Genomic DNA, 26,777 nt, shown 5'->3' on the forward strand with positions numbered 1-26,777 from the left:
ACTACAATCGTGGCCGATCACCTATGCCGGCTTTGTATCGGCGGCAATCAGCTGCCCGTCCCAGACGCCGCTTTCCACCATGGCGCTCACCTCCTCCCGCAGCATCTCCGCGAAGCGGCGCACCGCGTTGCCGGGCTGGCGGCCCAGCGGTTCCGCCACCACCAGCTTGCGGGACAGATGCGGGTCGATGATGGGGGCGGCGTGCAGGCGGCCCGCTTCCACCTCCTCATGCACCGCGGCGCGGGGCAGGATGGTGGCGCCGAGCCCCCGCAGCACCAGGCCCTTCAGCACCGTCAGGTCATCGGCCTCCACCGCCACCTCCAGCGACAGGCCCCGGCGCTCCGCCTCCGCCTCCACCAGCAGCCGCAGGCCATGCTGGGGCCCCGGCAGGATCAGGCGATGCGCCGCCACCGCCGCGAAGCCGATGCCATGATGCGGGGATGGCACCTGGCCGCTGGCGGTGACGAAGCACAGCGTCTCCACCAGCAAGGGTGAGGCCCGGACGCCGGCCGCCCGCGCGCCCGCATAGACCACGGCGATATCGACCTCGCCGCCCTGCAGCCATTCCAGCAGGTAGCCGCTGAAGGCCTGCACGACGCGCAGCTTCACCTCGGGATGCGCGGTCAGGAAGCGTTCCACCAGGCGGTTCGCGACCACGGCGCCGACCGTCGGCGGCATGCCGAAGATGACGCGGCCGCGCACCGCGCCGGCTTCCTCCATCAGCCCCGCCCGCGTCTCCTCCACGTCGCGCAGGATGGAGGCCGCCCGCGTGCGCAGCCGTTCCCCCGCGGCGGTCAGCACCATGCCGCGGCCATGGCGGGTGAAGAGGGGCACGCGCAGCTCCTCCTCCAGCAGCCGGATCTGCCGGCTGAGCGCGGGCTGGGCGATGCGCAGCCGGTCGCTGGCCCGGCTCAGGCTGCCGAGTTCCGCCACCTGCACGAAGGTATTGAGCTGCCGGAGGTCCATGACCCATCCCATCACGGCATAGCTCAATGCACAACCTTATAGTCCCGCTATGCCCCTGCCCGCGCCATCATCCCGCTGGACCGAGGAGGAACACCATGACCCCGCACGACACCCCGGATTGGCGACGACAGGTCTTCGACGTGCTGAAGGCCGCCGGCGTCAAGCACATCGCCTATGTCCCGGATGCCGGCCACGCCACGGCGCTGCGTCTGGCGGAAGCGGATCCCGACATCAACGCCGTGGTGCTGACGACGGAAGAGGAAGGCATCGGCTACCTCGCCGGCGCCTGGCTGGGCGGCGAAAGGGGCGCGCTGCTGATGCAATCCTCCGGCGTCGGCAATTGCATCAACACGCTGGGGCTGGTCGCGATGGCGCGCTTCCCCTTCCTGACGGTGGTGACGATGCGCGGGGACTGGGCGGAGTTCAACCAGCACCAGAACCCGATGGGCCAGGCGACGGAGGCCGCGCTCAAGCTCATGGGAGTCATGACCTGGCGCGCCGACCATGCGGCCGATGTCGCGCCCCTGCTGAAGGGCGCCGCGACGATGGCCTTCGAGGGTGATGGCGCCTGCGCCGTCCTGCTCGGCCAGCGACTGATCGGTGAGAAGGCGTGGGTGCAATGACGATGAGTGGAAACCTCGACCGCCGCGCGGTCGTCGCCGATCTGCTGCGGGACCGCGGCGGGTTGATGGTCGTCAGCGGCCTCGGTTCGCCGAGCTACGATGTGATGGCCGCCGGCGACCACGATCTGAACTACTACCTCTGGGCCGCGATGGGCAGTGCGATGACGGTGGGGCTCGGCCTGGCGACCGCGCAGCCGACGCGCCCGGTCGTGGTCATCACGGGGGATGGGGAGGCGCTGATGGGCTTCGGCGCGCTGGCGACCATCGCGCTGCGACGCCCGCCGAACCTTTCCCTCGTCATCCTCGACAACGGCCATTTCGGGGAGACGGGGATGCAGCCCAGCCATACGGGCCAGGGCATCGAGTTCACCCGCGTGGCGGAAGCCTGCGGCTTCCCGACGGTGGATCTGGTGACGGAGCGCCAGGGCGTCGAGCCGCTCCGCCGCCGCATCCACGCCATGGCCGGGCTGAACCTGGCCGTGGTGAAGATCGCGGCGGAGAATCTGCCCCGCGCTTTGCCGCCCCGGGACGCGGTCCATGTGAAGAACCGCTTCCGCCAGGCGCTGGGCTTCAGCCCGGCCTGACGGCGCCGGTCCTACCGGTAGCGGTCGCGGTCCCGCCCGCGGCCGCGACCGCGATTATCGTAGTAGGGCTGCCGCGACTGCTGCGACTGGTCATAGAGGTAACCGCCCGCCCCGCCGACGCCGGCGCCGAGCAGCGCGCCCAGCCCCGCATTGCCGCTGAAGCTGCCGAGGATCCCGCCGACGGCACCGCCGCCGAGCGCACCCGTCGCCGTGCGCTGCTGCGTCGGGTTGAGGTCACCGCAGGCGGAAAGGCCGAGGCCGGCCGCGAGCAGGATGCCAAGCTTTGCCTTCTTCATGATGGCGTCCTGCTCAGCGGGCCGCGCGCGGGGCGCGGGCCGGGGGCGTGGGTTGCGGGCAGGGGAAGGTCGCCTGCGCCCAGCGCAGCATCCCATCCAGCGCCGGCTCCCGCGCGTATTGCGGATTGGCGCGCGCCCAGTTGCTGAAGGCGATGCCGGATTCCGCGACGGTCGGCCCCGGCGTCGGGACGCAGAACAGCGGCCGCATCGGGCTGGAAGCGGGGTGCAGCAGCGTGTGGTACTGGCCGGCCGCGGTCAGGAACCCCTGGCAATAGGCGATCGCCTCCAGCCGCGGCACGCCGCCCCAGCTCGGCTGGCACACCGCCGCGAGGTCGGAGACGGTGGCGACATGGTCGATCAGGTCTTCCTGCTGCCGGGTGGCCGCAGGCTGGGCGGCGGCCGCCCCCGCCGCCAGGCATAGCGCGAGTGCAATGGGTATCGTCGTCTGCCGCATGGCGTGCCCCCCTGTGGCCGACAAGTTCGGCCGCGCAAGGAACGCGCGCGATGGGAAACGGTTCCCCGCGTCAGCGCAGCATCGGCACCAGGCTCGCCACCAGCAGCAGCGCCATCAGGATGTTGAAGGCGCGCAACCGCCCGGGGCTGCGCAGCAACCGCCCCGCCCCCGCGCCGATCCCCGCCCAGACCAGCAGGCATGGCAGGGATACGGCGATGAAGGCGGCGGAGATGGCGACGACCTGCGGCAGCAGCGGCTCCCCCGCCCGGGTGAAGGCGGGCGTCACCGCGGCCGCGATCATCCAGGCCTTGGGGTTCACCCATTGGAACAGCGCCGCGCTCCGGAACCCCATGGGCGGGCGCCGGGGCCCCTCACCCGCCCCCTTTCGGTCCGATACCGGCGCGGAGGCGATCTTCCAGGCCAGCCACAGAAGCCAGGCCGCACCGGCCCACCGCATCGCCTCATGCAGCCAGACGCTGGCCGCGAGCGGCCCGGCCAGGCCGAGCCCCACCAGCAGCAGCATCGCGCCGAAGCCGCCGGTGATGCCCAGCATGTGCGGCACGACGCCCCGCACCCCATGGCTGGCCGCGCCGGCCGCCACCATCAGCACATTGGGCCCCGGCGTGACCGAGGTGGCGATCGCGAAGCCCAGCAGGGGGAGCCATTCCGTCATGCGCCCAGCCTGCCGGTCAGGGGATAAAGGTCAATATGACTGACCCATATGGCAGCCCTGCGTTTGCGTCAGGGGTTGGTGACCGCCATCCGAGCCGCGATCGCCTGCACCCGCACCCCGTCATGCGCCACATCCAGCGTGACGGAGATCAGGCGGTTGTCGTCCCGCCGCGCGCGGTAGCGGCATTCCACCGCCGCCCCCGCCACGGGCGGCGCCCCGCAGGTGAAGCCGAACCGGGACAGCCGGCCGAACAGCGGCCCGATCTCGCTGCCCGGGGGATGCGCGGCGCGCAGATCCCGCTCCAGCTCCTGCGCGCCGATCCGCGGGCCGGACCGCACATAGCGCTCCATCTCCGTCGGCCCCGCCGTCCAGCCGCCCCGGAACACCTGGGACGCCACCAGCAGCCCACCCAGCATCAGCGCCACCATGATGAGGGCGTTGCGGCCGGTATGCTGCTTCCCCTCCGGCGCCGGCGTGTCGTCATTGGCGACGCGCCGCTTCAGGGGCAGCCAGGCAGGGAGGAAACGGGCCAGCGGATCAGGCCCGGTGCCGTGTGACCAGGCGCCCGGGCCGGGCACCCGTCGCGCCGCCCTTGTCGCCCACGCCGTGCCGGAAGGTCGCGACGCCATTGGCCCAGACCTCCTCGATGCCGATGGAGGGCACCATCGGCGTGTCGAAGGTCGCGGCATCGATCACCGTCGCGGGGTCGAACAGCACCAGATCGGCATAGGCGCCTTCCCGCAGCACGCCGCGATCCACGATGCCATAGGCCTCCGCGCAGCGGCCGGTCATCTTGTGGATGGCGGTTTCCATGCTGAACAGGTTCAGGCCGCGCGCGTAGTGGCCAAGCACGCGGGGGAAGGTGCCCCAGAGCCGGGGGTGCGGATGCGCGTCATGCGGGATGCCGTCGCTGCCGATCATGGACAGCGGATGCGCCATGATGCGCTGCACATCATCCTCATCCATCTGGAAGCTGATCTGCCCGGCCGGCGTCAGCTTCTGCGCGGCGGCGCGGATATCCGTGTTCCAGCCGCGGGCGATGTCCGCCAGGTACTTCCCCGCCATCTCCGGGTGCGGCACCGACCAGGTGATCATCACCGGCACGTCGTCCCGCAGCCGGTCCGGCATCAGCACGGTGGAACCGGCGGGATAGGGATAGACGTCGTAGGCCACTTCCTGCGTGCGCGAATAGGCCTCGATCAGCGGCAGCGTCTGCACGGAGCGCCCGTAATTCTCTGGCAGCGAGCATTTGTGATGGCTGATCTGCACCGCGACGCCGGCCTTCTTGCCGATCCGCATCGTCTCCTCGATCGAGGCCAGGACGCGATCGGCCTCATCGCGCATATGCGTGGAATAGAGCCCGTCATAGGGCTTCAGCGCCTCGGTGATCGCGATGACTTCCTCGGTCGTCGCATGCTTGTTGGGGTCGTAGTAGAGGCCGGTGGAGAAGCCGGAGGCGCCTTCCTGCATGGCCTGCTTCACGCGGGCATGCATGTGGTTGATCTCCCGCTCATTGGCCGGGCGCATCACATCGCCCTCCATCGCCTCCACGCGCAGCGTCTGGTTGCCGACCAGCGCGTAGACATTCACCTCCGACCCCTTGGAGTTGATGGCGTGGGCGTAGTCCCCGAAATCGCCGAAGCGCCACCAGCCCTCCGCCCCGATCAGGTCGAGCGGCGGCGGCGGCGCCGTCTTGAACCGCGCGGGGGCGAGGGAGACACCGCAGCAGCCGCAGACCACCGTGGTGACGCCCTGGCTGGTCTTGCAGGTGGTGGCCTGGTGGCCCATCAGCACGGCGCGGTCGTCATGCGTGTGGGCATCGATGAAGCCCGGCGCCACGGCCTTGCCCGTCGCGATGATCTCCCGGTCCCCGGAGGCGCCGCCGAGGTCGCCCATCGCCGCGATCCGGTCCCCCTTCACCCCGATATCGCCCACGCGCCGCGGCGCGCCCGTGCCGTCGAACAGCGTGGCATCGCGGATGATGAGGTCGCAGCGGAGGGCCATGGGATTGTTCCTAGGCGTCAGGGATCGGCGTCGAGAAGGGCGGGAAGGACGCGCTGGCCATGGATGATCCGGATGACCTCCACTTCCTCCCCGGCGTAGCGAAACAGAATCACGTAGTCCCGCCAAGCCAGGGACCGGATATCCTTGCCAAGGTCTGCACGCACGCGTCCGAGCGTCCCGGACAGGCTGGCGATCTCATCACCGCGCTGGCGCAGCCGACTGGTGAAGTCTCTCGCCTGATCAAGCCTGCCCCCGTCGCCCGCGTGAGGTACTGGCGCAGATCCAGCAGGTCCCGCAGCGCCGCCGGCGTGAAGAGCGCGCGGCGCAATCACTCGCGGCCTTCGGCGCGTAGCGGGGCGTCCAGCGCCCGGTCGACTTCCTCCGGCAATAGTCGTCGCGGATCGGCCAGCGCCTCCGCGATCGAGTCCCGCAGCGCCTGGTGTCTGGGCTGGTCGGCCGCGAATAGCCCGAGCGCCCCTGTCACAACACCCTTGGGCACCACATCCTCGGGCGAGGTGTAGGGGCCGGATTCCACCGCAGCCGCGATCACGCCCTTGAAGCGATCACCGATCTCGATCCTCACCCCGGCGCCCTCCTTGGCTTGCGCGGGAGGATACTAGCACGCGCGGGGGGCGTCGCCGGAAGCAGGAGACGGGGTGGCCTGCGTCCGCTCCCATGTCGCGGGACGAGAAAGACAGTTCGTTCTTGGTCCTGCCATTCGGGAGGCATGCCGGAATATTGTCCTGGCCTATGGAAGGAGGCCCATGATCGAGCGACTCCAGATCGATGAAGGCGACCTTCGGCGCTTCATGAGCAACCCGCCGGCACTCCCAGACGGACAATGATGTCGACTGGGTCACCCGGGGCTTCCAGGCCCTCTATGGCGAGGGCAATGCGAGCAAGGCAGGCTCTGTATGGGTCGAGCCCTATTCGCGCATGCGCGACGGCCGGAAGGAGGACGTCTCCGGCCATTGGCGATCCCACAAGCCCGGCGTGGGCGGGGAGGACGACGCGACGCCCACCGCGCGCCGCCCCCGCGACGACATGTTTCCCAAACACTCGGAGGGCGGCGGCCCGATGGGTCCCGGCGGAGGCGGTGGCGGCGGTCCGCGACCTGCGCCGGCGGCTCCTGCAACAACGCCGCCACCACGGCCATACACGACACCCGAGACGCTTCGATCCGGTGCTTCGCGGTCAACCAGCGCGCGCGTGTATGACCGTCCTGGCGGAGAAGCCCAGTGGCGCGCCGATTGGGACGCACTCGAAGGAAGCGTAGAGCAGAGATCGAACTCAATCGGTGAAAGCATGTCGATCCGCCGCCTGCCCGACGGACGCATCGCGATCATGCGAGAGAGCCGCGCAAACGGCATGCGCATCGAGATACACGATCCGGCGGCAAGTCCGGCGCTGCGGTTCAAGTTGCAGTATGGCCACCGATAGGAGTCGCATGATGGTATCCCCGCTCCCATCCCTCGCATCCAGCGGCCTCAACCTTGCCATGGCCCGCCCGGGCTTCGAGCGCCTTCCACCCGCCACCGAACGCGACCAGGCGGCGGCCGCGCGCCGCCTTCTCGCTTCCCTCCCCTCCTCAGGCCACCAGGGCTTCAACCGCGACTTCCTGCGCCAGGGTGGCATGCAGATCGCCTTCCTGTCCTGTGACGGCGCCGACCCGGCCGACCTCGACCGCCTCTTCGCGGCGCTGCGCGCTGCCGGTGTCACGACGCTGCTCGGCACCGCCGTCGCGCCGGGGGCGGCGCCAACGGCGGTCTGGCACTTCCCGGCCGACGTCGCGCTCTACGATGCCTTCACGGCCGATCATCGCGAACCGGCCCTCGCCTGGTCGCCTGACGGGGCGGTCTCGATGCTGACCGACGGCGAAGACATCAGGACCATCGCCGCGCCGCCCGCCCTGCTGGCCGCCGCGCTCGATGGCCGCGCCAGGACGCTGAGGGAGGCGCTGGCGCGGGAGGTCGGCCCCGGCGCTGCCGTGGCTTACGCGGAAATGCTCGATCACTACGCCGGGTTGGTGTTCGATCCTTCGCCATGACACCCCGCGGCGGCCCCAGCGCCCTTCCCGATTTCTGGCCCGCCGAGGACCTGGCCCGCCGCGGCATCGTCCCGCACGGCAATGACGACGTCATGCGCCAAGCATTCACCGAGGCCATGACCTTTATCGATATCTACACCGCCGCCTGGGGCGCCCCTGCTACCCGGCTGTCCCTGCCGGCGATCCGCACCCGCGGCTGGTCGGTCATCGCCGGCTTCATGGAAACAGGATTCCGGGACCGCGGCGACGAGGACGACACGCGCCTCGCAGACGCTGTCCGCGGCCGGGCGAAGGATGGCGTGGCCGGCATCATCATCGCCGGCCCCAACCCCGCCCCGAGCATCGTCTGGCACGTCCCGCCCAGCATCATCGGCCTGCGAAGCCTCTGGATGTGCCACAAGGGGATGGAGACCCTGATGCTGCCCCCGGATCGCGGCTTCGCCCTCTTCGGCGATGGCGAGCAAATCGTCATCCTCGCCGGCCCGCCCGATTTTCTCCGCGCCGCCGTGCCCGACCCCGCCGCGATGCACCGCGACATCACCGCCCACGCCGCGGAGATGGACCGCATCAACGGCCACAGCCACAACACCGACCTGCTGCGCTACTACGCTCCCGTGACGATCGACTATTGAGCCCGCCTGCATGACGACAAGCCCCTCCGCCCTCCCCGACCCCGCCGCGATGCACCGCGACATCGCCGACCATGCCGCCACGATGGACCGCATCAACGGCCACAGCCACAACACCGACATGCTGCGCCACTACGCGCCCATGGCGCTCACCGCCTGAGCGATCCCCGCTCGCCACCCGGTTGCATCGGGCTTCCGGTTGTTCTCTATTTGCGGGAAAGCAACAGGGGGCTTCGACCGATGCAGCGTTCCGTCTTCCCGCCCGTCACCCGCCGCGCCTGGCTCACCGCCACCGCCGGCACCCTCGCTTTGCCGGGCCTCGCCCGCGCCCAGGCCGCGCCAGTGAAGATCGGCCTGGTCACGGTGCTGACGGGCCCGCAGGCCGCGCCCGGCACCCATCTGCGCGACGGCTTCCTGCTGGGCATGCGCCACCTGGACAACCGCATCGGTGGCAGGCCCGCGGAGGTGCTGGTCATCGATGACGAACTCCGCCCCGATGCCGCCGTCACCAAGGTCCGCGCGGCGCTGGAGAGGGATCGCTGCGACTTCATCGTCGGCACCCTCTTCTCCAACATCCTCGCCGCCATCATCCGCCCGGTCACGGAAACCCAGACCTTCCTGCTGAGCCCGAATGCCGGCCCCTCCCCCATCGCGGGGCGCGGCTGCAACCCCTTCTTCTTCGCCACCTCCTACGTCAACGACCAGAACCACGCCGTGCTGGGCGCCGCGGCGAATGACGGGATCGAGGTCGCGGGCACCGTCCGCCCGATCCGCCGCGTCATGATCATCACGCCGAACTACCAGGCCGGCCGCGACGCCGCCGCGGGGTTCAAATCCACCTTCCGGGGTGAGGTGATGGACGAGACCTACGTCCCCCTCACCATCACCGATTTCTCGGCGGAGCTGGCACAGATCGCGTCACGGCGGCCGGATGCCATCTACACCTTCATGCCCGGCGGCCTCGGCGTGCAGTTCGTCCGCCAGTACCGCCAGGCCGGCATCACCATCCCCGTGCTCTCCGCCTTCACCGTGGACGAAGCGGTTCTGCCCGCGCAGGGCGACGCCGCGCTCGGCCTCTTCACCGGCACGACCTGGACGCCGACGCTGCCGAACGAACAGAACACGCGCTTCGTCGGCGACTTCCTGACGACGTTCAACTACGTCCCCGCCAGCTACGCCGCCCACGCCTACGACACGGCCATGCTGCTGGACAGCGCCGTGCGCCGCACCGGCGGCAACCTGGCCGACAAGGGCGCGCTGCGCGCCGCCATCCGGGCCGCGGATTTCCGCAGCGTCCGCGGCCCCTTCCGCTTCGGGTCGAACAACTTCCCGGTGCAGGATTTCTGGCTGGCCCGCGTCGGCCGCCGCGCCGATGGCCGCCTGCAGACCGAACATGTCCGCAAGGTGTTCGAGAATGCGGTCGATCCCTTCGCGGCGGAATGCCGCATGCCGGCGGGCTGAGCGCGATGGACCAGGCCCCCGTCTTCCCCCGCGCCGACGCCTCCCGCATTCCCTATTCCGTCTTCACCTCGCCGGAGGTCTATGCGCGGGAACAGGAACGCATCTTCCGTGGCCCCACCTGGAATTTCCTCGGCCTGGAAGCCGAGATCCCCCGACCCGGCGACTTCAAGAGCACCTATATCGGCGACACGCCCGTGGTGATGACACGGGCGGAGGACGGCACCCTCGCCGCCTGGGTCAATCGCTGCGCGCATCGTGGTGCGGCGGTCTGCCGGCTGCGGCGCGGCAATGCGCTGAACCACACCTGCGTCTACCACCAGTGGAACTACACGGCGAAGGGCGACCTCCAGGGCGTGCCCTTCCGGCGCGGGATGAAGGAGATGGCGGGCATGCCCGCCGATTTCGACCCGAAGAACCACAGCCTGCGACAGCTCCGCGTGGAGAGCTATCGCGGCCTGGTCTTCGCCACCTTCGATGGCAGCATCGGCGATGTGGCGAGCTACCTCGGCCCGCAGATGCGCCCCTATGTCGATCGCATCTTCAGCAAGCCCATCGTCTATCTCGGCTGCACGCGGCAGTATTCGAACAGCAACTGGAAGCTCTACCTGGAGAATGTGAAGGACCCCTACCACGCCTCCCTGCTGCATCTGTTCCACACCACCTTCAACATCCTCCGCGTCGGCATGAAGGTCAGCACGGTGACGGACAGCACCGGCCTGCACAGCGCCCTGCTGGTGGTGAAGAACGAGGAGGAGAATGCCGGCGCCTACAAGCAGCAGGCGATCCGGTCCTACGACGAAGGCTTCCGCCTGGAAGACGACAGCGTGCTCGGCATGATCCGCGAATATGACGAGCTGAGCACGAACCACATCCAGCCGATCTTCCCGCAGCTCGTCATCCAGCAGATCCACAACACCCTGGTCGCGCGCCAGGTCATCGCCAAGGCGCATGACCGCTTCGAACTCGTCTTCCACTTCTTCGGCTATGAGGACGATACGCCGGAGCTTCGCGCGCTGCGCATCAAGCAGGCCAATCTGGTCGGCCCCGCCGGCTACATCTCCATGGAGGACACGGAGGCCACGGAACTCGTCCAGCGCGCCGTCACCGGCGGGGGCGACTCCCATTCCGTGCTCGACATGGCGCGCGGCGCGGCGAACGACCTCGACAGCATGGTGAGCGAGGGCCTGGTCCGCCGCTTCTGGCGTGGCTACCGCGACATGATGGGCTACGAGACCATCCCGGAAAGGGACATCGCATGAGCCCCGCGCTTCTGCTGCGGCTCGAGATGCAGGACCTGCTCGACCGCTACATCGCCGCCATCGACGATGACCGGCTGGAGGATTGGGCAGCCTTCTTCACGAATGACTGCCTCTACGAGATCATCCCGCGGGAGAATGAGGAACTCGGCCTGCCCGCGCCGCTGATCCGCTGCGACAACGCCGCCATGCTGCGCGACCGCGTCGCCAGCCTGCGCCACGCCAACATCTACGAGAAGCCGGCCTATCGCCACCTGGTCTCCGCCCTGGTCGTGACGGGATCGACGGAGACGGAGGCCAGCTTCCGCGCCAACTACGTGGTGGTGAACACGTCCCAGGAAGGCAGTTCCGCCATCTACCAGGCCGGCAGCTATGCCAGCACCGCGGTGCGAACGCCTGATGGCTGGCGGTTCAGCCGCAAGCGTGTGATCTACGATACGGCCAGGGTGCAGACGCTGCTGGCCTACCCCATCTGACCGCAGCACCGCCCCGCGCGCGATGGCGCGCGGGGCGACGGGGCGGCATCACGCCCCGTAGAGCGCCTTCGCCTGCGCCGGGCTCACCAGCCCATCCGCCACGTCACGCTCAACCAGCGCGCGGTCGCGGTCCTTCGCATCGCCCATGCCGCCGCCGCCCGGCAGCTTCAGCAGCAGCCGCTTGCCCTTCGGCACCACCTGGTAGCCCTTGGTGCGGATCGTCGTGCCATCGGTGAAGCCGACCCAGCCGGAGGCGCCATCACCCCCGCCATCCCGCCCCTTCGGCGCATTGGCGACCCGGTCGAAGATGGCGTTGACGGCGAATTCCGCCTCCCCCTTCGCGCCGATCTCCATGATCTTGCCGAAGCCGCCGCGCGTGCGGCCGGCGCCGGCGGAATCCGCGCGGATCTGGTTCTGCCAGAAGATCACGGGCGCGACATTCTCCGTCGCCTCCACCGGCATGGTGCGCACGCCGCTGGGGAAGGCCGTGCCATCCAGCCCGTCCTTCGTCGGGCGCGCGCCGGTGCCGCCGGAATTGAAGGTGATGATCTCGAAATCCGGCAGTTCCGCCGCGGCGCCGCTGACCTGCGCGCCGCCCCGCAGCGGCGGGTTCCACAGCGCCGACGACCCTTCCGCATTGACGCGATCCGGCACCGCCTGGTGCAGGCATCCCATCATGAGGTCCGGCAGCAACTGCCCCACCACGTGACGGACGGAGACGGGATAGGGCCGCGGCGCATTCAGGATGCAGCCCTCCGGAATCTCCATCCGGAAGGGCGCCAGGCTCGCCCAGTTGTTGGGGATCTCCGGCGCCACCACGCATTTGATCCCGAAGCAGGCATAGGCGCGGCAATAGGCCGCGGGGACATTGATGCCACGCCCCGACAGGCCCGACGTCCCCGCGTAATCCACGACGATCTCGTCATCCTTGATCGTCATCGCGGCCTTCAGCGTGACTTCCGCCTCATAGCCATCGGATTTGATCGTGCCGCGATAGGTCCCCTTCGGCAGTTTCCGGATTTCATCCAGTGTCGCGGTCAGGGATGCGTCGAAGATGTAGCTGGCGAGGGGATCGATGCTCTCCATCCCGTACTCGTCCATCATCTCGACCAGCCGCTTCGCGCCCGCGTCGTTGCAGGCGCACAGCGAATAGATGTCGCCTTCCAGTTCCACCGGCGTGCGGCTGCCCATCCGGACGAAATCGAAGAAGGTCTCGTTGGGCTGGCCCTGGTCGAAGCACTTCACGATCGGGATGTAGAGCCCTTCCTCGAAGACGCTCCTGCCATCCGGCCCCATGCCGAGCCCGCCGACATCGATGACATGCGCGGTATTGGCAAACAGCCCGACGATCGCGCCGTTGCGGAACGCCGGCGTCACCACCGTCAGGTCATGCAAATGGCCCGTGCCGAGCCAGGGATCATTGGTGATGTAGTGATCGCCCGGCTTCATCGAGGCCGCCGGGAATTTCGCGAGGAAATGCCCCACGGATTCCATCATGGAATTCACATGCCCCGGCGTGCCCGTGACCGCCTGCGCCAGCATCCGCCCCTGCAGATCGAAGATGCCGGCGGAAAGATCGCCGGCTTCCCGCACCGTGGTGGAGAAGGCCGTGCGGATCATGATCTGCGCCTGCTCCTCCACCACCGCGACCAGGCGGTTCCACTGGATCTGGCGCTGGATCTTCTCGAGAGCGTTCATCACGCAGCCTCCCCGCGGGTCAGTTCCAGATACCCCAGCCCATCCACCCGGCAGCGCCACCCCGGCCCCACCAGCGTGCTCGTCTCCGCCTCCGCCACGATGCACGGCCCCGGCACGGTGCAGCCCGGCGGCATCGCCGGCCGGTCATAGACCTGCCAGGTCGCGACCTCCCCCGTCGCGGTATCCCGCACCTGCTGCACGCGTAGGGCCGCCGGCGCCGGCGCATCCGCCACATCGGCCACCGGCAGCACCTCCTCCGGCACCGTCGCCACCGTCACGGCGAAGGCCAGAATTTCCACGTCGCTGCCCGGCACCGGCCGGTCATAGAAGCGCGTGTATTCGGCGTCATAGGCCGCGCGGATCACCGGGATGTCCTCGGCCGTCAGCGCGCGGGACGGCAGCACGACGCTGATCTCATGCCCCTGCCCGACATAGCGCATGAAGGCGAGCCGATGCTCCGCCATCGGCGCGCCGAAGGCCCCTTCCGCCACCACGCGCCGCGCCTCATCCGACATCGCACCCAGCAGCGCGTTGACGGCGCCGACATCGAAGGAACGAAAACGCTGGTAGAGCGACTTCACCACCTCATACCCCACCGGCGCGCGCAGGAAGCCGATGGCGGAGCCGACACCAGCGCCAGACGGCACCAGCATCCGGTTCACGCCGATCTTCTCCGCCACGCGATAGCCATGCACGGGCCCGCCGCCGCCAAACGCGATGATCGCGCGCCCGCCATAGGATTTCCCGCTTTCGATGGCGTGGACGCGGGCCGCATTGGCCATGTTCTCGTCCACCATCTCCACCACGCCGAGCCCCGCCATCTCCGGCGGCAGGCCCAGCCTCTTCCCCACATCGCGGCCCAGCGCATCCAGCGCCGGCTGCACATGCAGTTTCAGCGCACCGCCCGCAAACAGGTCGGGCTCGTACCGCCCGAGCGAGAGGTTCGCATCCGTCACCGCGGGGTGCCTGCCGCCGCGCCCGTAGCAGGCCGGCCCCGGATCGGCGCCGGCGCTTTCCGGCCCCACCTGGATGCGCCCCAGCGCATCGCAATGCGCGATGGAGCCACCACCCGCGCCGATCTCCACCATCTCGATCACCGGGATGCGCAGCGGCAACCCCGATCCCTTCTTGAATCGCCCGACGCGCGCGACCTCGAAGCTGCGGGACGCCTGCGGCGCGTAGTCGTCGATCAAACACACCTTCGCCGTGGTGCCGCCCATGTCGAAGGACAGCACCTTCCCCCAGCCGCGCTGCTTCGCGACATGCGCCGAGAAGATCGCGCCCCCCGCCGGCCCGCTTTCCACCAGCCGGATCGGAAACCGCGCCGCCGTATCCAGCGTGGTCAAGCCACCACCCGACAGCATGAGGAACAGCGGGCAGGTGAAGCCACCACCGCGCAGCCCGGTCTCCAGCCGCTTCAGGTAGCTGGCCATCAGCGGCTGGACATAGGCGTTGGCGGCGGTGGTGGAGAACCGCTCCCACTCCCGCATCTCCGGCGACACTTCGCTGGACAGGGAGATGTTCAGTTCCGGCCACAGCCCCCTGACGATCGCCGCCGCGCGCTGTTCATGCGCGGGGTTCACGAAGGCATGCAGGAAGCCGATCGCCAGGCTCTCGATCCCCTCCGCCTTCATGAAGGCGACCTGGTCGGCCACGGCCTTCTCATCCAGCGGCAGCAGGACCTTGCCTTCATTGTCCAGCCGCTCCGGCACCGTCAGGCGCCAGCGCCGCGGCACCAGCGGCTGCGGCAGGTCGATGTTGAGGTCGTACTGGTCGTAACGGCTCTCATTCCCCAGCGCGAGGACGTCGCGGAACCCCTCCGTCGTCAGCAGCGCCGTCTTCGCGCCCTTGCGCTCGATGATCGCGTTCGTCGCGAGCGTCGTGCCGTGGATGACCAGCACGATGTCCGCCGGCGTCATCGCCGCGCGCGCCATGACCACGCGCACGCCTTCCAGCACGCCGAGTTCCGGCGCGTGCGGCGTGGTCAACACCTTGCCGGTCCAGCGCTCGCCGTCGCGTTCGATCGCGACGTCGGTGAAGGTGCCGCCGATATCGACTGCGAGGCGTGCGCTCACTGCGCCGCCCCCGCAACCCAACGCTGCACCACCGCGCAGGCACTGGCAAAATCGTCCATCCGCATCGCTTCCTTGGGATTGTGGCTGCCGTGCTGGTTGCGCACGAAGATCATCGCGGCGGGGATGCCCGCCATCGCAAACGCCGCCGCGTCATGCCCCGCGCCGCTCGCCATGCTGAGGTGCTTCACCCCAAGCTCATCCGCCGCGCGGATCAGCCCCGCCTGGATGCCCGCATCCATCGGCGCCGCGCGGCTCGTCGTCTCCCGCCCCAGCTCGAACTTCACGCCGCGGCGCGCCTCGATTTCCGGCACCGCCTCGTACAGCGTTTCCATCAGCGCATCGACGCTGTGCGGATTGACGCTGCGGACATCGAGCTGGAATTGCGCCTCGCCCGCGATCTTGGTGAAGCCCGCCTCGGCCGTCGTGCCCATCACGCAGAAGGTCACCACCAGCCGGTGGCCCTGCGCCTCCAGCTCCACCCAGCGCTCGTCGCAGCGGAAGGCGAGTTCCGCCAGCGCGATCGCCGCATCGCGCCGGTATTTCCGGGGTGTGGCGCCGGAATGGTTGTATTCGCCCAGCACCCGCGCGGCGCGCAGCCGGCGGGAACCGGGGATGCCGGTGACGATGCCGACGGGCACGCCCTCCCCCTCCAGCACCGGCCCCTGCTCGATATGCAATTCGAGGAAGGCCGCGGTGTCGTCAGCCGAGAACGTCTTCCCGCCCGCTTCCACGAAGCCCGGGTCGAAGCCCTCGGCGCGCATATGGTCGGCCAGGCTCCGGCCATTGTCCTGCCGCTTCACCTGCAGCTCCTCGGCCTTCAGCAGGCCGAGCGCGCCGCGCGATCCGGGGTAGGAGATCGGGAACCAGCTCCCCGCCTCCTCCGCCCGTACCGCCAGCACGGTGATGTCCCGCGCCGGCACGAAGCCCGCGCGCTTCATCCCCGACACCGCGGCGAGTCCCGTCAGCACCCCGGCCGCGCCGTCGAAGTTCCCGCCATTGGCAACACTGTCGAGGTGACTGCCCAGCACGATGCGCTTCGCCGCGCGATCAGCCCCAGGCAGCGTCATCAGCAGATTGCCGACGGGATCGGCCCGGCATTCCAGCCCGATCGCCTCCGCCGCCGCGCGGACGATGGCGTGCGCGCGGCGCTCGCCCTCCCCATAGGCATCGCGGGTGATGCCGATGCCGTCGAAGGTCGCCTCCCGCAGTTCATCGAACAACGTCGAGGCCAGCGCCACATCGGGCGTCAGGTTCGGCAGCATCGGCGAAACCTCCTCAGAACGCCTTCACGACGCCACCATCCACGCGGATGATGCTGCCCGTCATGTAGGACCCCATCTCGGAGGCGAGGAAGGCACCCATCGGGCCGAATTCCTTCGCATCCCCGATGCGCCCCGCCGGGATGGTCGCCGCGCGCTCCTTCATCACCTGCTCCACCGGCACGCCGCGCTTTGCGGCCAGATTGCCCTGCGTCTCCCGCTGCCGGTCCGTCAGGATGGCGCCGGGGGCCAGGATGTTGCAGGTGACGTTGTCGCCCGCCACTTCGCTGGACAGGGACTTGTTCCAGCCCACGATGCTGGCGCGCAGGATGTTGGACAGCGCCAGGTTCGGGATCGGCTGCACCATGCCCGTGGAGCCCACGGTGATGATGCGCCCCCATTTCTGCGCCCGCATCGCCGGCAGCAGCTTCATCGCGAGCCGGATGGGGTGCAGGACGATCTTCGGGAACCACTCGGCGATCTGCGCCTCCGTGATCTCCAGCGCCGTGCCGGGCGGCGGGCCGCCATGGTTCAGCACCAGGATGTCGACGCCGCCCATCAGGCGCACCGCCTCATCGCCGAGGCGATCCATGTCGGCGGCATTCGCGACATCGGCCGGCACGCCATGGGCGGAAGCGGCGCCGGCGGCCACCATCGCCGCCGCGGCCTCATCCAGGCTCGCCTGGGTGCGCCCGCTGATGACGAGGTGCGCGCCCTCCGCCGCCAGGCTGTCCGCGATCGCGCGGCCAAGGCCCTTGGAAGCCCCCATCACCAGGGCGCGCTTGCCCTTCAATCCCAGATCCATGGCGTGATTCCCTCTCGGCAGAATGCGCCGGACCCTGCCGCCATGCCGTCCTGCTGGCAAGCCGGGCACGGTCTGCTAACGCTGCTGCAACGCCGATGAGGGAACGCCCGATGCCCAAGCCCATCCTGCTGCTGACCCGCAAGCTGCCCGACGCGATCGAGGCCCGCGCCGCGCGGGACTATGACGCCCGCCTGAACAGCAGCGACGATCCCTGGTCCCGCGACGGCGCGGAAATCGCCCGCCGCGCCGCCGAATGCGGCGCCGCCGGCATCCTGTGCGCGGCGGGGGACCCGATGGGCGCCGCGACGATCGAGGCGCTGCCCCCCTCGGTGAAGATCATCGCCACCTTCTCCGTCGGCACCGACCACCTGTCGATCCCGGCCGCGGCGGCCCGCGGCATCACGGTGGCGAACACGCCGGGGGTGCTGTCCTTCGCCACCGCCGAATGCGCCTTCACGCTGATGCTGATGGCCGCCCGCCGCGCCGGGGAGGGCGAACGCCTGGTGCGCGCCCGCGCCTGGACGGGCTGGGCGCCCACCCAGCTCATGGGCGTGACGCTGGAAGGCAAGAAGCTGGGGATCGCGGGCTATGGCCGCATCGGCCAGGAACTGGCCGCCATGGCGCGAGGGATGCGGATGGAAATCCACTACCACAACCGCAACCGCGTGGCGCCGGAACTGGAACAGGGCGCCATCTTCCACGCCGATGCGAAGGACTTCCTGGGCGCCATCGACGTGCTGTCCATGCACATCCCGGGCGGCGAGGCCACGCGGAAATGGCTGAATGCGGAGCGCCTGTCCTGGATGAAGCCCGGCTCCATCGTCGTGAACACGGGCCGCGGCGGCACGGTGGACGACGCAGCCCTTGTTACGGCGCTGTCATCTGGCCATATCCGGGCGGCGGGCCTCGATGTCTATGACGGGGAACCGGCCATCCACGAAGGATACTTCGCGCTCGAAAACATCGCACTTCTCCCGCATCTCGGGAGCGCCACGGAGGAAACGAGAAACGCCATGGGGCATCGCGCGCTGGATAACCTCGATGCCGTCCTGCTTCGCGGGACGGTAGCGCCTGATGCGCTGCCGTGAGCGTTTTTTTTGGTCGCATTGAATGATTGACTTTCGCCATTCGGTAGAGCCCAACTATCTGGGGTTGCAGTAATTACACGAAGTCTACGTTGTTCGCGGGGGGCATCCGGCCATCCGCAACGCGTTCGAACCAGGGGGACCCGCCTGCCAAGGCGGGTCGTGACGGGATGAGAAAGGCGGCTCGGATCACCCTGTTCGTCCAGGAACGCGAAGGCGGCCTGGACACCACGCCGGACCTCGAACTCCTGCACGCGCTGCTTCGTCAGCCCCCCCTCGTCACCCGCAACGATGATGGCAGCCGGACCTATGTGTTCGACCTGGTCGATCCCGGCGGCGCCACGCAGGATCTGGATTTCGCCAATCGCATGCTGTCGCTCGAATCGCTCAGGGCCTGCAGCCTGGCGCTTGGCCGCACCGCCCGCGCCATGGGCCTGCCGCTGACCGCCGCCCTGGCCGATTCGGCAGAGGTCGTGGCGGAAGCGGAGATCCGCTCCCTCATGCCGGTGTCGCGGCAGCGCATGCAGGCTTAGCCACGCCCGCCCCGTCTCACGGGACGGGACGCCTGAGGCGCAACCGCCCGCGCCGCCGCCCCTCGACAGCCATGCCACCCGGCGTCAGTTTCCCCGCGCCAGCCCTCCGCGCGCCGCAACCGGGACACACCCCATGCTCTTCGACTTCGATGCGATGCCCCATGGCAACCGCTACAAGCTCCTTGTCTCCTGCGTCGTGCCGCGGCCGATCGCTTGGGTCGTCTCCCGCGATGCGGCGGGCGTGCTGAACGCCGCCCCCTACTCCTTCTTCAACGTCTTCGGGGAAGACCCCGCCGTCGTCGCCATCTCGGTGGGCCCGCGGCCGGAGGGCTCGGCCAAGGACACGCTGGCCAACATCCAGGCCACCGGCGAATTCACCCTCTCCATGGTCCCGCATGACCTGGCGGAGCGCATGGTGATCACCGCCGCCGACTTCCCGCCGGAGGTCGATGAACTGGCGGAGGCCGGGCTCTCCACCATCGCCTCCACAAAGATCGGCACGCCGCGCATCGCGGAGAGTCCGGTCGCCATGGAATGCACGCTGTGGAAGACGATCCCCGTCGGCGTCCACACCATGGTGATGGGAGAGGTGAAGGCCATGCACATCGCCGATGAGGCGGTGATGAACGCCGAGCGCGCCTATATCGACACGCCGAAGCTGGACCTGGTGGGCCGCATGCATGGCCGGGGCTGGTATTCCACCACGCGGGACCGCGTGGAGATCCCCCGCATCACGCCGGCGGAATGGGCCGCGCGCAAGAAGGCGGCGGAGTAGCCCCTTTCGATGTCAGGCGGCGTGTCAGGCGGCGTGTCCGGCCGGCTGGGCGGGGCAGGCCCCGACCTGGCGCCGCGCGCGCCCGCGGCCCCGCGCCGCCGCCGCGCCGCGCCCTTCTGGGCCTGGGCGGCGGTGCTGGTGGCGCTGCTCATCACCGCGCCGCTGGCCTCCGTCCTCCTCACCGCCGCGACGCCCCTCTTCGCCGCCGATGGCGGCCAGGCCTGGGCGCATATCCTGCGCACCATGCTGGCGGAGCTGCTGGTCAATTCCGTGCTGCTCTCGGTGCTGGTGGGCATCATGGCGGCCTGCATGGGCGCGGTCTCCGCCTGGCTCGTCTCCACCTGCGCCTTCCGCGGCCGGGGCTTCCTGGAAGTGGCGCTGCTGCTGCCCATGGCGATGCCGGCCTATGTCTGCGGCTACGCCTATGTCTGGCTGCTGGACGTGGCCGGCCCGGTGCAGGAAGCGATCCGCGCCGCCACGGGCCTGCGCTGGGGCCAGTACTGGTTCCCGGAGATCCGCAGCCTGCCCGGCGCCGCGCTGATGCTCGCCGCCGTGCTCTACCCCTATGTCTACCTGCTGTGCCGCAACGCCTTCCTGCAGCAGAGCGTCTGCCTGCTGGAAGCGAGCCGCACGCTGGGCCACGGCCTGCCACGCACCTTCCTGCATGTGGCGCTGCCCATGGCGCGCCCGGCGCTGGCCGCCGGCGTGGCGCTGGTGCTGATGGAGGTGCTGGCCGATTTCGGCACGGTGCAGCACTTCGCCGTCCGCACCTTCACCACCGGCATCTACGATGCCTGGTTCGGCCAGGGGGATCGCCCGGCGGCAGCACAGCTGGCGGCCTGCCTGATGGGCGTGGTGGCGCTGCTGCTGCTGCTGGAACGGCTGTCGCGCGGGGGCCGCCGCTACCACCCCACCACCACGCGCCACCCGCCGCTGCGCCCCGTGGTGCTGCAGGGCTGGAAGCAGGCCGCGGCCATCATCGCCTGCGCCACGCCCGTCCTGCTGGGCTTCGTGATCCCCGGCGGCACGCTGCTGGCGCTGATGCTGCAATCCGGCGATCCGCTGGATGCAAGGCGCACCCTGCCCTTCGCGCTCAACAGCCTGACGCTCGCTTCCGTCACCGCCGGCATCGCGGTGGTGGTCGGCGCGCTGCTGGCCTGGGGCAACCGGCTGCATCCGTCCCGGCTGCGTGGCGCCGCCAACCGGCTGGCCTCCCTCGGCTATGCCTTGCCCGGTTCCGTCATCGCGGTGGGCACGCTGGTGCCCTTCGCGCTGTTCGACAATGCGGTGGATGCCTGGATGCGCGCCCGCTTCGGCATCTCCACCGGCCTGCTGCTGTCCGGCACCATGGCGGCGCTGGTCTTCGCCTATCTGGTGCGCTTCCTCGGCGTCGCGCTGTCCGCCGTGGAATCGGGGCTGACGCGCGTGAGGCCGAGCCTCTTCGCCGCCGCCCGCGTACTCGGCCGCCGCCCCGGCCAGGCGGTGCGGGAGGTGGAGCTGCCGCTCGCCCGCGGCGCCCTCCTCACCGCCGCCGTGCTGGTCTTCGTGGACACGATGAAGGAGCTTCCCGCCACCCTCATCGTCCGGCCCTTCGACTTCGATACGCTGGCGGTGCGCGTCCATTCGCTGGCCTCCGACGAACGCCTGGCGGAGGCGTCGACCAGCGCGCTGCTGATCGTGGTGGTCGGCCTGCTGCCCGTGATCGCCCTGGTGCGCGGCATGCGGAAGGGCTGAGGGCCACCGCCCGCCCTGGTGGCTGGCGCAAGCTCCCCCACATCATCGTCGATCCCGCCTGCTGCGCGGCCGCGCTGCCGGTGCCGGCGGCATCATCGCGCCTCGTTCCCAGCCAGGAAGGTTCCCCGCCATGAAGACGACCCGCCGCGCCACGCTCGCCGCCGGCTTCGGCGCTTGCCTGCTGCCCGCGCTGCCCGCCCTGGCCGCCGCACCGCCACGCGGCGGGCAGGTCGCGGGCTGGTACCGCTTCCGCCTCGGCGCCTTCGAATGCACCGTCATCTCCGATGGCGCCATCACGCTCGCGCCCCCCTTCCCCACCTTCGGCGCCGGCGTGGCGACGGAGGCGGAGGTGACCGCCGCGCTGCGGCGCGCCTTCCTGCCGGAGGACCGGCTGCCCACCGCGATCAACTGCCTGGTGGTGAACACCGGCAGCCAACTCATCCTGCTGGATGCCGGCGTCGGCGCGCAGCCCGTGTTCGGCCCCGGCACCGGCCGCCTGGTGGAATCGCTGGTGGCGGCCGGCATCCAGCCGGCGGAGGTGGATCTGGTGGCCTTCACCCATGCCCATCCCGACCATGCCTGGGGCATCGCGGATGCCGCGGGGAACAGCGTCTTCCCCAATGCCCGCTACGCCATGTCCTCCACCGATTTCGACACCTGGACGAATGAGGCGCTGCTGTCCCAGGCCGAGCCGATCCGCGGCTTCGTGCAGGGCACCCGCGCCGTGCTGCTGCCGCGGCGGGACCGCTTCACCATGCTGGCCGTGAATGCGCAGGTGGCGCCGGGCATCCGCGCCGTGCCGACGCCCGGCCATACCCCCGGCCATGTGGCCTTCCACCTGGAAAGCGAGGGGCGGCGCCTGCTGGTGCTGGGCGACATCGCCAACCACCATGTGCTGGCGCTGTCCCGCCCCGACTGGCCCTTCGGCTTCGACAGCGACCCGGCCCAGGCGGCCGCCACGCGCCGCCGCACGCTGGACATGGCGGCGACGGACCGGCTGCAGGTGCTGGGCTACCACTTCCCCTGGCCGGGTCTCGGCCATGTGGAGACCTCAGGCCAGGGCTTCGCCTTCGTGCCGACGCCCTGGCAGTGGGGCTGACGCCCCACGCCATGGGGCGTTGAAGAGGCCGTGGGGCTAGCGCCCCACGGCATCGGGAGTTGAAGAGGCCGTGGGGCCAGCGCCCCACGGCCAGGGCGGCTGAAAGCCCCGCCCTATTCCTGGTCGGGCGCTGCGTCGCTGTTCAGCAGGATGTAGCGCTCGATCCCGATCTGGCGGATGAGGTCGAACTGGCGATCGAGGAAATCCTCATGCTCCTCCTCATTCGCCAGGATCTTCAGCATCAGGTCGCGGGTGACGTAGTCGCGGACGCTCTCGGCATAGGCGATGCCGTCGCGCAGATCGACCAGCGCCTTCTCCTCCAGCTTGAGGTCGGCTTCCAGCACCTCCTGCACGCTCTGGCCGATCAGCACCTGGTTGAGCCGCTGCACATTGGGCAGGCCGCCGAGGAAGAGGATGCGCTCGATCAGCCAATCCGCGTGCTTCATCTCCTCGATCGATTCCTCGTATTCCTTCCGCGCCAGCTTCGTGACGCCCCAGTGGCGCAACGTGCGGCTGTGGAGGAAATACTGGTTGATCGCGGTCAGCTCGTTGGTCAGCTGGGCGTTCAGGTATTCGATGACCTTGGGGTCGCGCATCTTGCGTCGGTTCTCCGGCGTGGCGTGTCGGGGCCCGGGGCCCTCACCGCGACGCGGAGGTGGCCCCGGCCCGGACCATCTCGAGGATGGTCCGGGTGCAGCAGCCGCACTGGGCCTGGCAGCCGCAGGCGGCGTATACATCATGGGGCCTGTCGGCCCCCGCCGCCACCGCCGCGGCAATCTGCTGATGCGTCAAGACGTTGCAGAGGCAGATCACCATGGCGGGTCCTCCGGTTAAGCTTCGACTCGCCGCCTCAGCGCCAGCCCGCGCGCTGCATGATCCGCAGCGCCTCGGCCGCATTGGCCGCGGATTGCGTCGCATGCACCGGCTCCGCCCGGAATTCGCCCATCGCCACCAGCGCGGGGTGCAGCGGCACGCCGGCCACCACCGGGTATTCCATGTTGCCCAGCGCGAAGATCCGCTGCGCCTCCGCCGTCGTCATGAATTCGATGAACCGCACCGCATTGTCCCGGTTGGGGGAGGTGCGGACCAGCGCGACGCCGGAGATGTTCACATGCGCCCCGCGGTCGCCCGCGCCCTGGTTCGGGAAGATCACGCCCAGCCGCTCGAACAGCGCCTTGTCGGCCGGGTTCTCGGACGCGCCGATCTGGCCGAGGTAGTAGGTGTTGGCGATCGCGAGCTGGCACTGGCCCGGCGGGATGGCGCGGAACTGGTCGCGGTCGCCGCCCTGCGGCGGGCGGGCCAGATTGGCGGCCACGCCGCGCGCCCAGGCCTCCGTCGCCGCCTGCCCGTCGGCCGCCAGGATGCTGGCCGCCAGGCTGACATTGTAGGGGTGGTTGGCGGCGCGGACGCAGATCTGGCCGCGGAAGCGCTCGCTCGCCAGGTCCTCATACCGAGTCAGCCCCTGCGGCACGCCGCGGGTCCTGTCGTACATGATGACGCGCGCGCGCTGGGAGACGGCGAACCAATGCCCCTCCGCATCGCGCAACCCGGCCGGCACCCGCTCCTCCAGCACCGCGGATCGCAGGCCCTGGGTCACGCCCGCATCCTTCGCGCGCGCCAGCCGCGCGGCATCGACGGTGATGAGGACATCGGCCGGGCTGTTCGTCCCCTCCGTCCGGATGCGCTCCACCAGCTGGTCGGCATCGCCCTCGATCAGGCGGACGCGGATGCCCGTCTCCCGCGTGAAGGCGTCGTAGAGCCGGCGGTCGGTGTCGTAGTGCCGGGCGGAGTAGACCGCGACCTCGCCCCGGTTCTGGGCGGAGGCGGCGGGGGCCAGGGCGGGTGCCGCCATCAGCAGCGCGGCGAGCATGAGGCGGCGGGGAGCGAGCGCGGTCATTGGCGGCCTTTCCGTGTGCGTCGAGCGCCGATTATCGCAATTGAGAAGCGTTCGCAAGTATCCATCCACCGCATCCTGGCTTCCCCTGCCGCCCCACTGCCCGCACCATGAGGTCCAAGGCCGAAACCGGACGACACCCCATGCGCGCCCCGCTGCTGCTGCTGGCCCCCCTTCTGCTCGCCTTCCCCGCCTCGGCGCAGGACCTCCCCGTCACGGCCGTCACCCTGTCCAATGCCGGCCTGGCGCAGATCGAGCGATCGGGCCGCCTCGACCCCGGCGCGCCGCTGTCCTTCCGCGTGCCGGTGGAGGATGTGGATGATGTCCTGAAATCCCTGCTGGTCCGCGATCCCGCCGGCCGGGTGGAGGGCGTGCGCCTGCCGGCGCAGGATCTGGTGGCGGAGGCCTTCCGCGGCCTGCCCCTGAAGCCCGAGGATTTCGCCAACCGCACCACCCTGCTCCGCGCCCTGCGCGGCCAGGCCGTGGAAGCGGCCGGCGCCACCGGCCGGCTGGTGGATGCGGAGGAGGTGCAGGCCCCGAACACCGCCCCGGCGCTGCGCCTGACGCTAGTGACGGAGCAGGGCCTGCGCAGCCTGGCGCTGGCCGATGGCGATGGCATCCGCTTCGCCGATCCGGACCTGGCCGCCCGCCTGCGCCGCGCGGCGGAAGCCCTGGCCGCCGCCAGCACCGCCGACAGCCGCGTGGTGGAAGTGCGGCTCGCCGGCGCCGCCGCGGCGCGGGAGGTCTCGCTCGGCTACGTCGCGGCCGCGCCGCTCTGGAAACCCTCCTGGCGCCTGGTCATCCCCCCCCGCCGGGGGGAGGCGCGGCTGCAGGGCTGGGCCGTCGTCGAAAACCGCTCCGGCGCGGATTGGGAGGGGGTGCGCCTCGCCCTCGTCTCCGGCAACCCCGCCGCCTTCCAGCAGGCGCTCTACGCGCCCATCCGCGTCGCGCGGCCCGAATTGCCGGTGCGGGTGGCGGAGGGGGTTTCCGTCCGCGCCGATACCGGCGCCACCCCGCCGCCGCCGCCCATGCCGATGCCGCTCGCCATGGCCCCGGCCATGGCGGCCCCGGCCCCGCGCGCCATGGCTTCCCCGGGGGCCGGCGCCGCGCCGGAAGCCGCGCTGCGCTTCGCCGACAGCGTCGCCGCCGTGCCCGCCGCCCTCCCCGCCAGCGCCGCCGGCCGCGTCGCCTTCGCGCTGCCGAACCCCGTGACGGTGCGGAGCGGGGAGACGGCGAACCTCCCCTTCCTCGATGCCACGCTGCCGGCCGAAAGGCTGTGGTGGGTGCAGGACCTCTCGGCCCGCAACCCGCTCTCGGCGCTCCGTCTCCGCAACACCTCCGGCCACACGCTGCCGGACGGCCTCGCCACGCTCTATGGCGCGGAGGGTCCGGAAGCCGGCGCCTTCCTCGGCGATGCGGAGATCCGCGCCGTGGCACCCGGGGAGACCCGGCTGGTCGGCTTCGCGCGGGACCGTGACCTGCGCCTGTCCGCCGCCCAGGCCAGCGGGGAACGCCCGGCCGGCGCGACCTTCCGCCGCGGCGTGGTGGTGCTGCGCGTGGTGGTCCGCCAGGAAGCCGCGCTGGCGCTGGACCCCGGCGGCGCCCCGGATGCCGGGCGCGGCGCCGGGATGGTGGTGGACCTGCCCCGCCGCCCCGGCTTCACCCCCCGCTTCACCGTGGCGGCGGAGGGCGATTTCGGCCTGCGGCACGAGGTGGTGCTGGATGGCGGCCCGCAGACCCTGCGCTTCGCCTGGGAACAGGAGACCAGCCGCGAATTGCCGGTCTGGGATGCGGGCCTCGGCGACCCGATCCTGCTGCGCTGGCGCGACATCGATGTTGAACAGAGCCTGCGCCGCCTGCCCGGCGGCCCCGCGACGCTGGAGAATTTGCGCGCCACGCTGGAACGCCTGCCCGCCGAGGCCCCGGGCCGCGACCGCCTGGCCGCGCTGGCGGAGAGGATGGCGGAACTGCGCGGGCTGCTCGATACGGCCCGCACTGCGATCCGCGGCTACCGGACCGCGGAGGCCGCGCTGGCCCGCGCCCGCGCCGCGGCGGAGGACCGGAGCGGGGCGGAGCGGGAGGAAGCCCGCCGCCGCCTGAACGCCGCGAGCCTGGCCGCCGACCGCGCCGGCACCGCCGCCGATGCCGCCTGGGATGGCTGGGCGCGCGCGGCGCAGGATCTGCTGGCGCGGATGGAATGAGGGAGTGGAATTTTCCTGGCCGCCGCGCTGCGTTCCCGCTATGTTCGGTCCATCACCGTCCGAACCTTGCCCGACACCCCGCTGAATCGCGACTAAATGCGCATAAACGGCATAATCGGCTAAATCGGATTAGCGACTAAAAAGCCACAC

At 70.3% G+C, this 26,777-nt stretch carries 30 protein-coding genes; 15 read left to right on the top strand and 15 right to left on the bottom strand.

Annotation, left to right across the window (positions count from 1 at the left end):
- Positions 1 to 21: 21 nt before the first annotated feature.
- Positions 22 to 966, bottom strand: a complete 945-nt coding sequence (locus BM041_RS07650) for a LysR family transcriptional regulator (protein ID WP_175533802.1) — start codon at positions 964 to 966, stop codon at positions 22 to 24.
- Positions 967 to 1,061: 95 nt separating this feature from the next.
- Here BM041_RS07650 and BM041_RS07655 point away from each other — a divergent pair, with 95 nt between their 5' ends.
- Together BM041_RS07655 and BM041_RS07660 are read left to right on the top strand one after the other, a co-directional pair.
- Positions 1,062 to 1,589 (top strand): thiamine pyrophosphate-binding protein, encoded by a 528-nt coding sequence (locus BM041_RS07655; RefSeq protein WP_092958045.1) that lies wholly within the window; start codon positions 1,062 to 1,064, stop codon positions 1,587 to 1,589.
- Positions 1,586 to 2,173 (top strand): thiamine pyrophosphate-dependent enzyme, encoded by a 588-nt coding sequence (locus tag BM041_RS07660; protein ID WP_092958047.1) that lies wholly within the window; start codon positions 1,586 to 1,588, stop codon positions 2,171 to 2,173. Before BM041_RS07655 ends, BM041_RS07660 begins: the two co-directional genes overlap by 4 nt.
- 11 nt (positions 2,174 to 2,184) lie before the next feature.
- Here BM041_RS07660 and BM041_RS07665 read toward each other — a convergent pair whose 3' ends face one another.
- The 7 genes from BM041_RS07665 to BM041_RS30485 all read right to left on the bottom strand — a co-directional run bounded on the left by BM041_RS07665 (position 2,185) and on the right by BM041_RS30485 (position 6,183).
- Positions 2,185 to 2,469 (bottom strand): glycine zipper domain-containing protein, encoded by a 285-nt coding sequence (locus BM041_RS07665; RefSeq protein WP_092958049.1) that lies wholly within the window; start codon positions 2,467 to 2,469, stop codon positions 2,185 to 2,187.
- A 13-nt stretch (positions 2,470 to 2,482) separates the two neighbouring features.
- Positions 2,483 to 2,923, bottom strand: coding sequence for a Rap1a/Tai family immunity protein (locus BM041_RS07670; RefSeq protein WP_092958051.1), 441 nt, complete (start codon positions 2,921 to 2,923; stop codon positions 2,483 to 2,485).
- Positions 2,924 to 2,993: 70 nt separating this feature from the next.
- Entirely contained in the window at positions 2,994 to 3,596 is a 603-nt protein-coding gene (locus tag BM041_RS07675; RefSeq protein ID WP_092958053.1) for a LysE family translocator, read from the bottom strand.
- A 68-nt stretch (positions 3,597 to 3,664) separates the two neighbouring features.
- A complete protein-coding gene (locus BM041_RS07680) occupies positions 3,665 to 4,174 on the bottom strand; it encodes a hypothetical protein (protein ID WP_092958055.1) in 510 nt (169 codons plus the stop codon).
- Positions 4,134 to 5,600, bottom strand: a complete 1,467-nt coding sequence (locus tag BM041_RS07685) for an N-acyl-D-amino-acid deacylase family protein (protein ID WP_092958057.1) — start codon at positions 5,598 to 5,600, stop codon at positions 4,134 to 4,136. Before BM041_RS07685 ends, BM041_RS07680 begins: the two co-directional genes overlap by 41 nt.
- 17 nt (positions 5,601 to 5,617) lie before the next feature.
- Entirely contained in the window at positions 5,618 to 5,932 is a 315-nt protein-coding gene (locus tag BM041_RS30480) for a type II toxin-antitoxin system RelE/ParE family toxin (protein WP_175533804.1), read from the bottom strand.
- Positions 5,929 to 6,183, bottom strand: coding sequence for a hypothetical protein (locus tag BM041_RS30485; RefSeq protein WP_175533805.1), 255 nt, complete (start codon positions 6,181 to 6,183; stop codon positions 5,929 to 5,931). Before BM041_RS30485 ends, BM041_RS30480 begins: the two co-directional genes overlap by 4 nt.
- A gap of 722 nt (positions 6,184 to 6,905) precedes the next feature.
- Between BM041_RS30485 and BM041_RS31770 the strand changes: the two genes are divergently transcribed.
- From BM041_RS31770 to andAd, 7 genes are all read left to right on the top strand, one after another.
- Positions 6,906 to 7,040, top strand: a complete 135-nt coding sequence (locus BM041_RS31770; RefSeq protein WP_281244510.1) for a hypothetical protein — start codon at positions 6,906 to 6,908, stop codon at positions 7,038 to 7,040.
- A 58-nt stretch (positions 7,041 to 7,098) separates the two neighbouring features.
- Positions 7,099 to 7,647 (top strand): hypothetical protein, encoded by a 549-nt coding sequence (locus BM041_RS07695; protein ID WP_175533806.1) that lies wholly within the window; start codon positions 7,099 to 7,101, stop codon positions 7,645 to 7,647.
- Complete coding sequence (locus tag BM041_RS07700) at positions 7,644 to 8,279, top strand: hypothetical protein (protein WP_092958063.1); 636 nt, start codon at positions 7,644 to 7,646, stop codon at positions 8,277 to 8,279. The genes BM041_RS07695 and BM041_RS07700 overlap by 4 nt, the downstream gene beginning before the upstream one ends.
- A 10-nt stretch (positions 8,280 to 8,289) precedes the next feature.
- Positions 8,290 to 8,436, top strand: a complete 147-nt coding sequence (locus tag BM041_RS30490) for a hypothetical protein (protein WP_175533807.1) — start codon at positions 8,290 to 8,292, stop codon at positions 8,434 to 8,436.
- An 80-nt stretch (positions 8,437 to 8,516) separates the two neighbouring features.
- A complete protein-coding gene (locus BM041_RS07705; protein ID WP_092958065.1) occupies positions 8,517 to 9,737 on the top strand; it encodes an ABC transporter substrate-binding protein in 1,221 nt (406 codons plus the stop codon).
- Positions 9,738 to 9,742: 5 nt separating this feature from the next.
- Positions 9,743 to 10,996, top strand: a complete 1,254-nt coding sequence (gene andAc, locus BM041_RS07710) for an anthranilate 1,2-dioxygenase large subunit AndAc (RefSeq protein ID WP_245761971.1) — start codon at positions 9,743 to 9,745, stop codon at positions 10,994 to 10,996.
- Positions 10,993 to 11,469, top strand: a complete 477-nt coding sequence (gene andAd / locus BM041_RS07715) for an anthranilate 1,2-dioxygenase small subunit AndAd (RefSeq protein WP_092958069.1) — start codon at positions 10,993 to 10,995, stop codon at positions 11,467 to 11,469. Before andAc ends, andAd begins: the two co-directional genes overlap by 4 nt.
- A gap of 48 nt (positions 11,470 to 11,517) precedes the next feature.
- Here andAd and BM041_RS07720 read toward each other — a convergent pair whose 3' ends face one another.
- From BM041_RS07720 to BM041_RS07735, 4 genes are read right to left on the bottom strand one after another with little or no spacing between them, the layout of a single operon-like run.
- Complete coding sequence (locus BM041_RS07720) at positions 11,518 to 13,167, bottom strand: hydantoinase B/oxoprolinase family protein (RefSeq protein WP_092958071.1); 1,650 nt, start codon at positions 13,165 to 13,167, stop codon at positions 11,518 to 11,520.
- Positions 13,167 to 15,242, bottom strand: coding sequence for a hydantoinase/oxoprolinase family protein (locus BM041_RS07725; RefSeq protein WP_092958073.1), 2,076 nt, complete (start codon positions 15,240 to 15,242; stop codon positions 13,167 to 13,169). The genes BM041_RS07720 and BM041_RS07725 overlap by 1 nt, the downstream gene beginning before the upstream one ends.
- Positions 15,239 to 16,504, bottom strand: a complete 1,266-nt coding sequence (locus BM041_RS07730; protein ID WP_092958075.1) for a Zn-dependent hydrolase — start codon at positions 16,502 to 16,504, stop codon at positions 15,239 to 15,241. The genes BM041_RS07725 and BM041_RS07730 overlap by 4 nt, the downstream gene beginning before the upstream one ends.
- Before the next feature lie 13 nt (positions 16,505 to 16,517).
- Positions 16,518 to 17,306, bottom strand: a complete 789-nt coding sequence (locus BM041_RS07735; RefSeq protein WP_092958077.1) for an SDR family oxidoreductase — start codon at positions 17,304 to 17,306, stop codon at positions 16,518 to 16,520.
- Between the two features lie 110 nt (positions 17,307 to 17,416).
- Here BM041_RS07735 and BM041_RS07740 point away from each other — a divergent pair, with 110 nt between their 5' ends.
- The 5 genes from BM041_RS07740 to BM041_RS07760 all read left to right on the top strand — a co-directional run bounded on the left by BM041_RS07740 (position 17,417) and on the right by BM041_RS07760 (position 22,532).
- The gene (locus BM041_RS07740) at positions 17,417 to 18,394 is read left to right on the top strand and encodes a 2-hydroxyacid dehydrogenase (protein ID WP_092958078.1); all 978 of its coding nucleotides are present in this window, start codon (positions 17,417 to 17,419) and stop codon (positions 18,392 to 18,394) included.
- A gap of 167 nt (positions 18,395 to 18,561) precedes the next feature.
- Positions 18,562 to 18,924 (top strand): hypothetical protein, encoded by a 363-nt coding sequence (locus BM041_RS07745; RefSeq protein ID WP_092958080.1) that lies wholly within the window; start codon positions 18,562 to 18,564, stop codon positions 18,922 to 18,924.
- A 133-nt stretch (positions 18,925 to 19,057) separates the two neighbouring features.
- Positions 19,058 to 19,699: a flavin reductase family protein gene (locus BM041_RS07750; RefSeq protein ID WP_092958082.1), complete on the top strand. Its 642-nt coding sequence runs from the start codon at positions 19,058 to 19,060 to the stop codon at positions 19,697 to 19,699.
- A 33-nt stretch (positions 19,700 to 19,732) separates the two neighbouring features.
- Positions 19,733 to 21,433 (top strand): ABC transporter permease, encoded by a 1,701-nt coding sequence (locus BM041_RS07755; RefSeq protein ID WP_245761972.1) that lies wholly within the window; start codon positions 19,733 to 19,735, stop codon positions 21,431 to 21,433.
- Positions 21,434 to 21,563: 130 nt separating this feature from the next.
- Positions 21,564 to 22,532 (top strand): MBL fold metallo-hydrolase, encoded by a 969-nt coding sequence (locus BM041_RS07760; RefSeq protein WP_092958086.1) that lies wholly within the window; start codon positions 21,564 to 21,566, stop codon positions 22,530 to 22,532.
- 113 nt (positions 22,533 to 22,645) lie between these two features.
- On the opposite strand, the gene bfr is transcribed toward BM041_RS07760, so the two are convergent.
- Genes bfr through BM041_RS07775 form a run of 3 tightly spaced genes read right to left on the bottom strand, consistent with a single transcriptional unit; the run spans position 22,646 to position 24,429 of the window.
- Positions 22,646 to 23,128, bottom strand: coding sequence for a bacterioferritin (gene bfr / locus BM041_RS07765; protein ID WP_092958088.1), 483 nt, complete (start codon positions 23,126 to 23,128; stop codon positions 22,646 to 22,648).
- Between the two features lie 43 nt (positions 23,129 to 23,171).
- Complete coding sequence (locus BM041_RS32030) at positions 23,172 to 23,450, bottom strand: (2Fe-2S)-binding protein (RefSeq protein WP_342713785.1); 279 nt, start codon at positions 23,448 to 23,450, stop codon at positions 23,172 to 23,174.
- Positions 23,383 to 24,429 carry a Fe(3+) ABC transporter substrate-binding protein gene (locus BM041_RS07775; protein ID WP_175533808.1) on the bottom strand — a complete coding sequence of 349 codons (1,047 nt, stop codon included), beginning with the start codon at positions 24,427 to 24,429 and terminating at the stop codon, positions 23,383 to 23,385. Before BM041_RS07775 ends, BM041_RS32030 begins: the two co-directional genes overlap by 68 nt.
- A 140-nt stretch (positions 24,430 to 24,569) precedes the next feature.
- Between BM041_RS07775 and BM041_RS07780 the strand changes: the two genes are divergently transcribed.
- Positions 24,570 to 26,627: a DUF4139 domain-containing protein gene (locus BM041_RS07780; RefSeq protein WP_092958092.1), complete on the top strand. Its 2,058-nt coding sequence runs from the start codon at positions 24,570 to 24,572 to the stop codon at positions 26,625 to 26,627.
- Positions 26,628 to 26,777 lie beyond the last annotated feature (150 nt).

The sequence above is a fragment of the Falsiroseomonas stagni DSM 19981 genome, assembly GCF_900114315.1.
GTDB lineage: Bacteria > Pseudomonadota > Alphaproteobacteria > Acetobacterales > Acetobacteraceae > Falsiroseomonas > Falsiroseomonas stagni.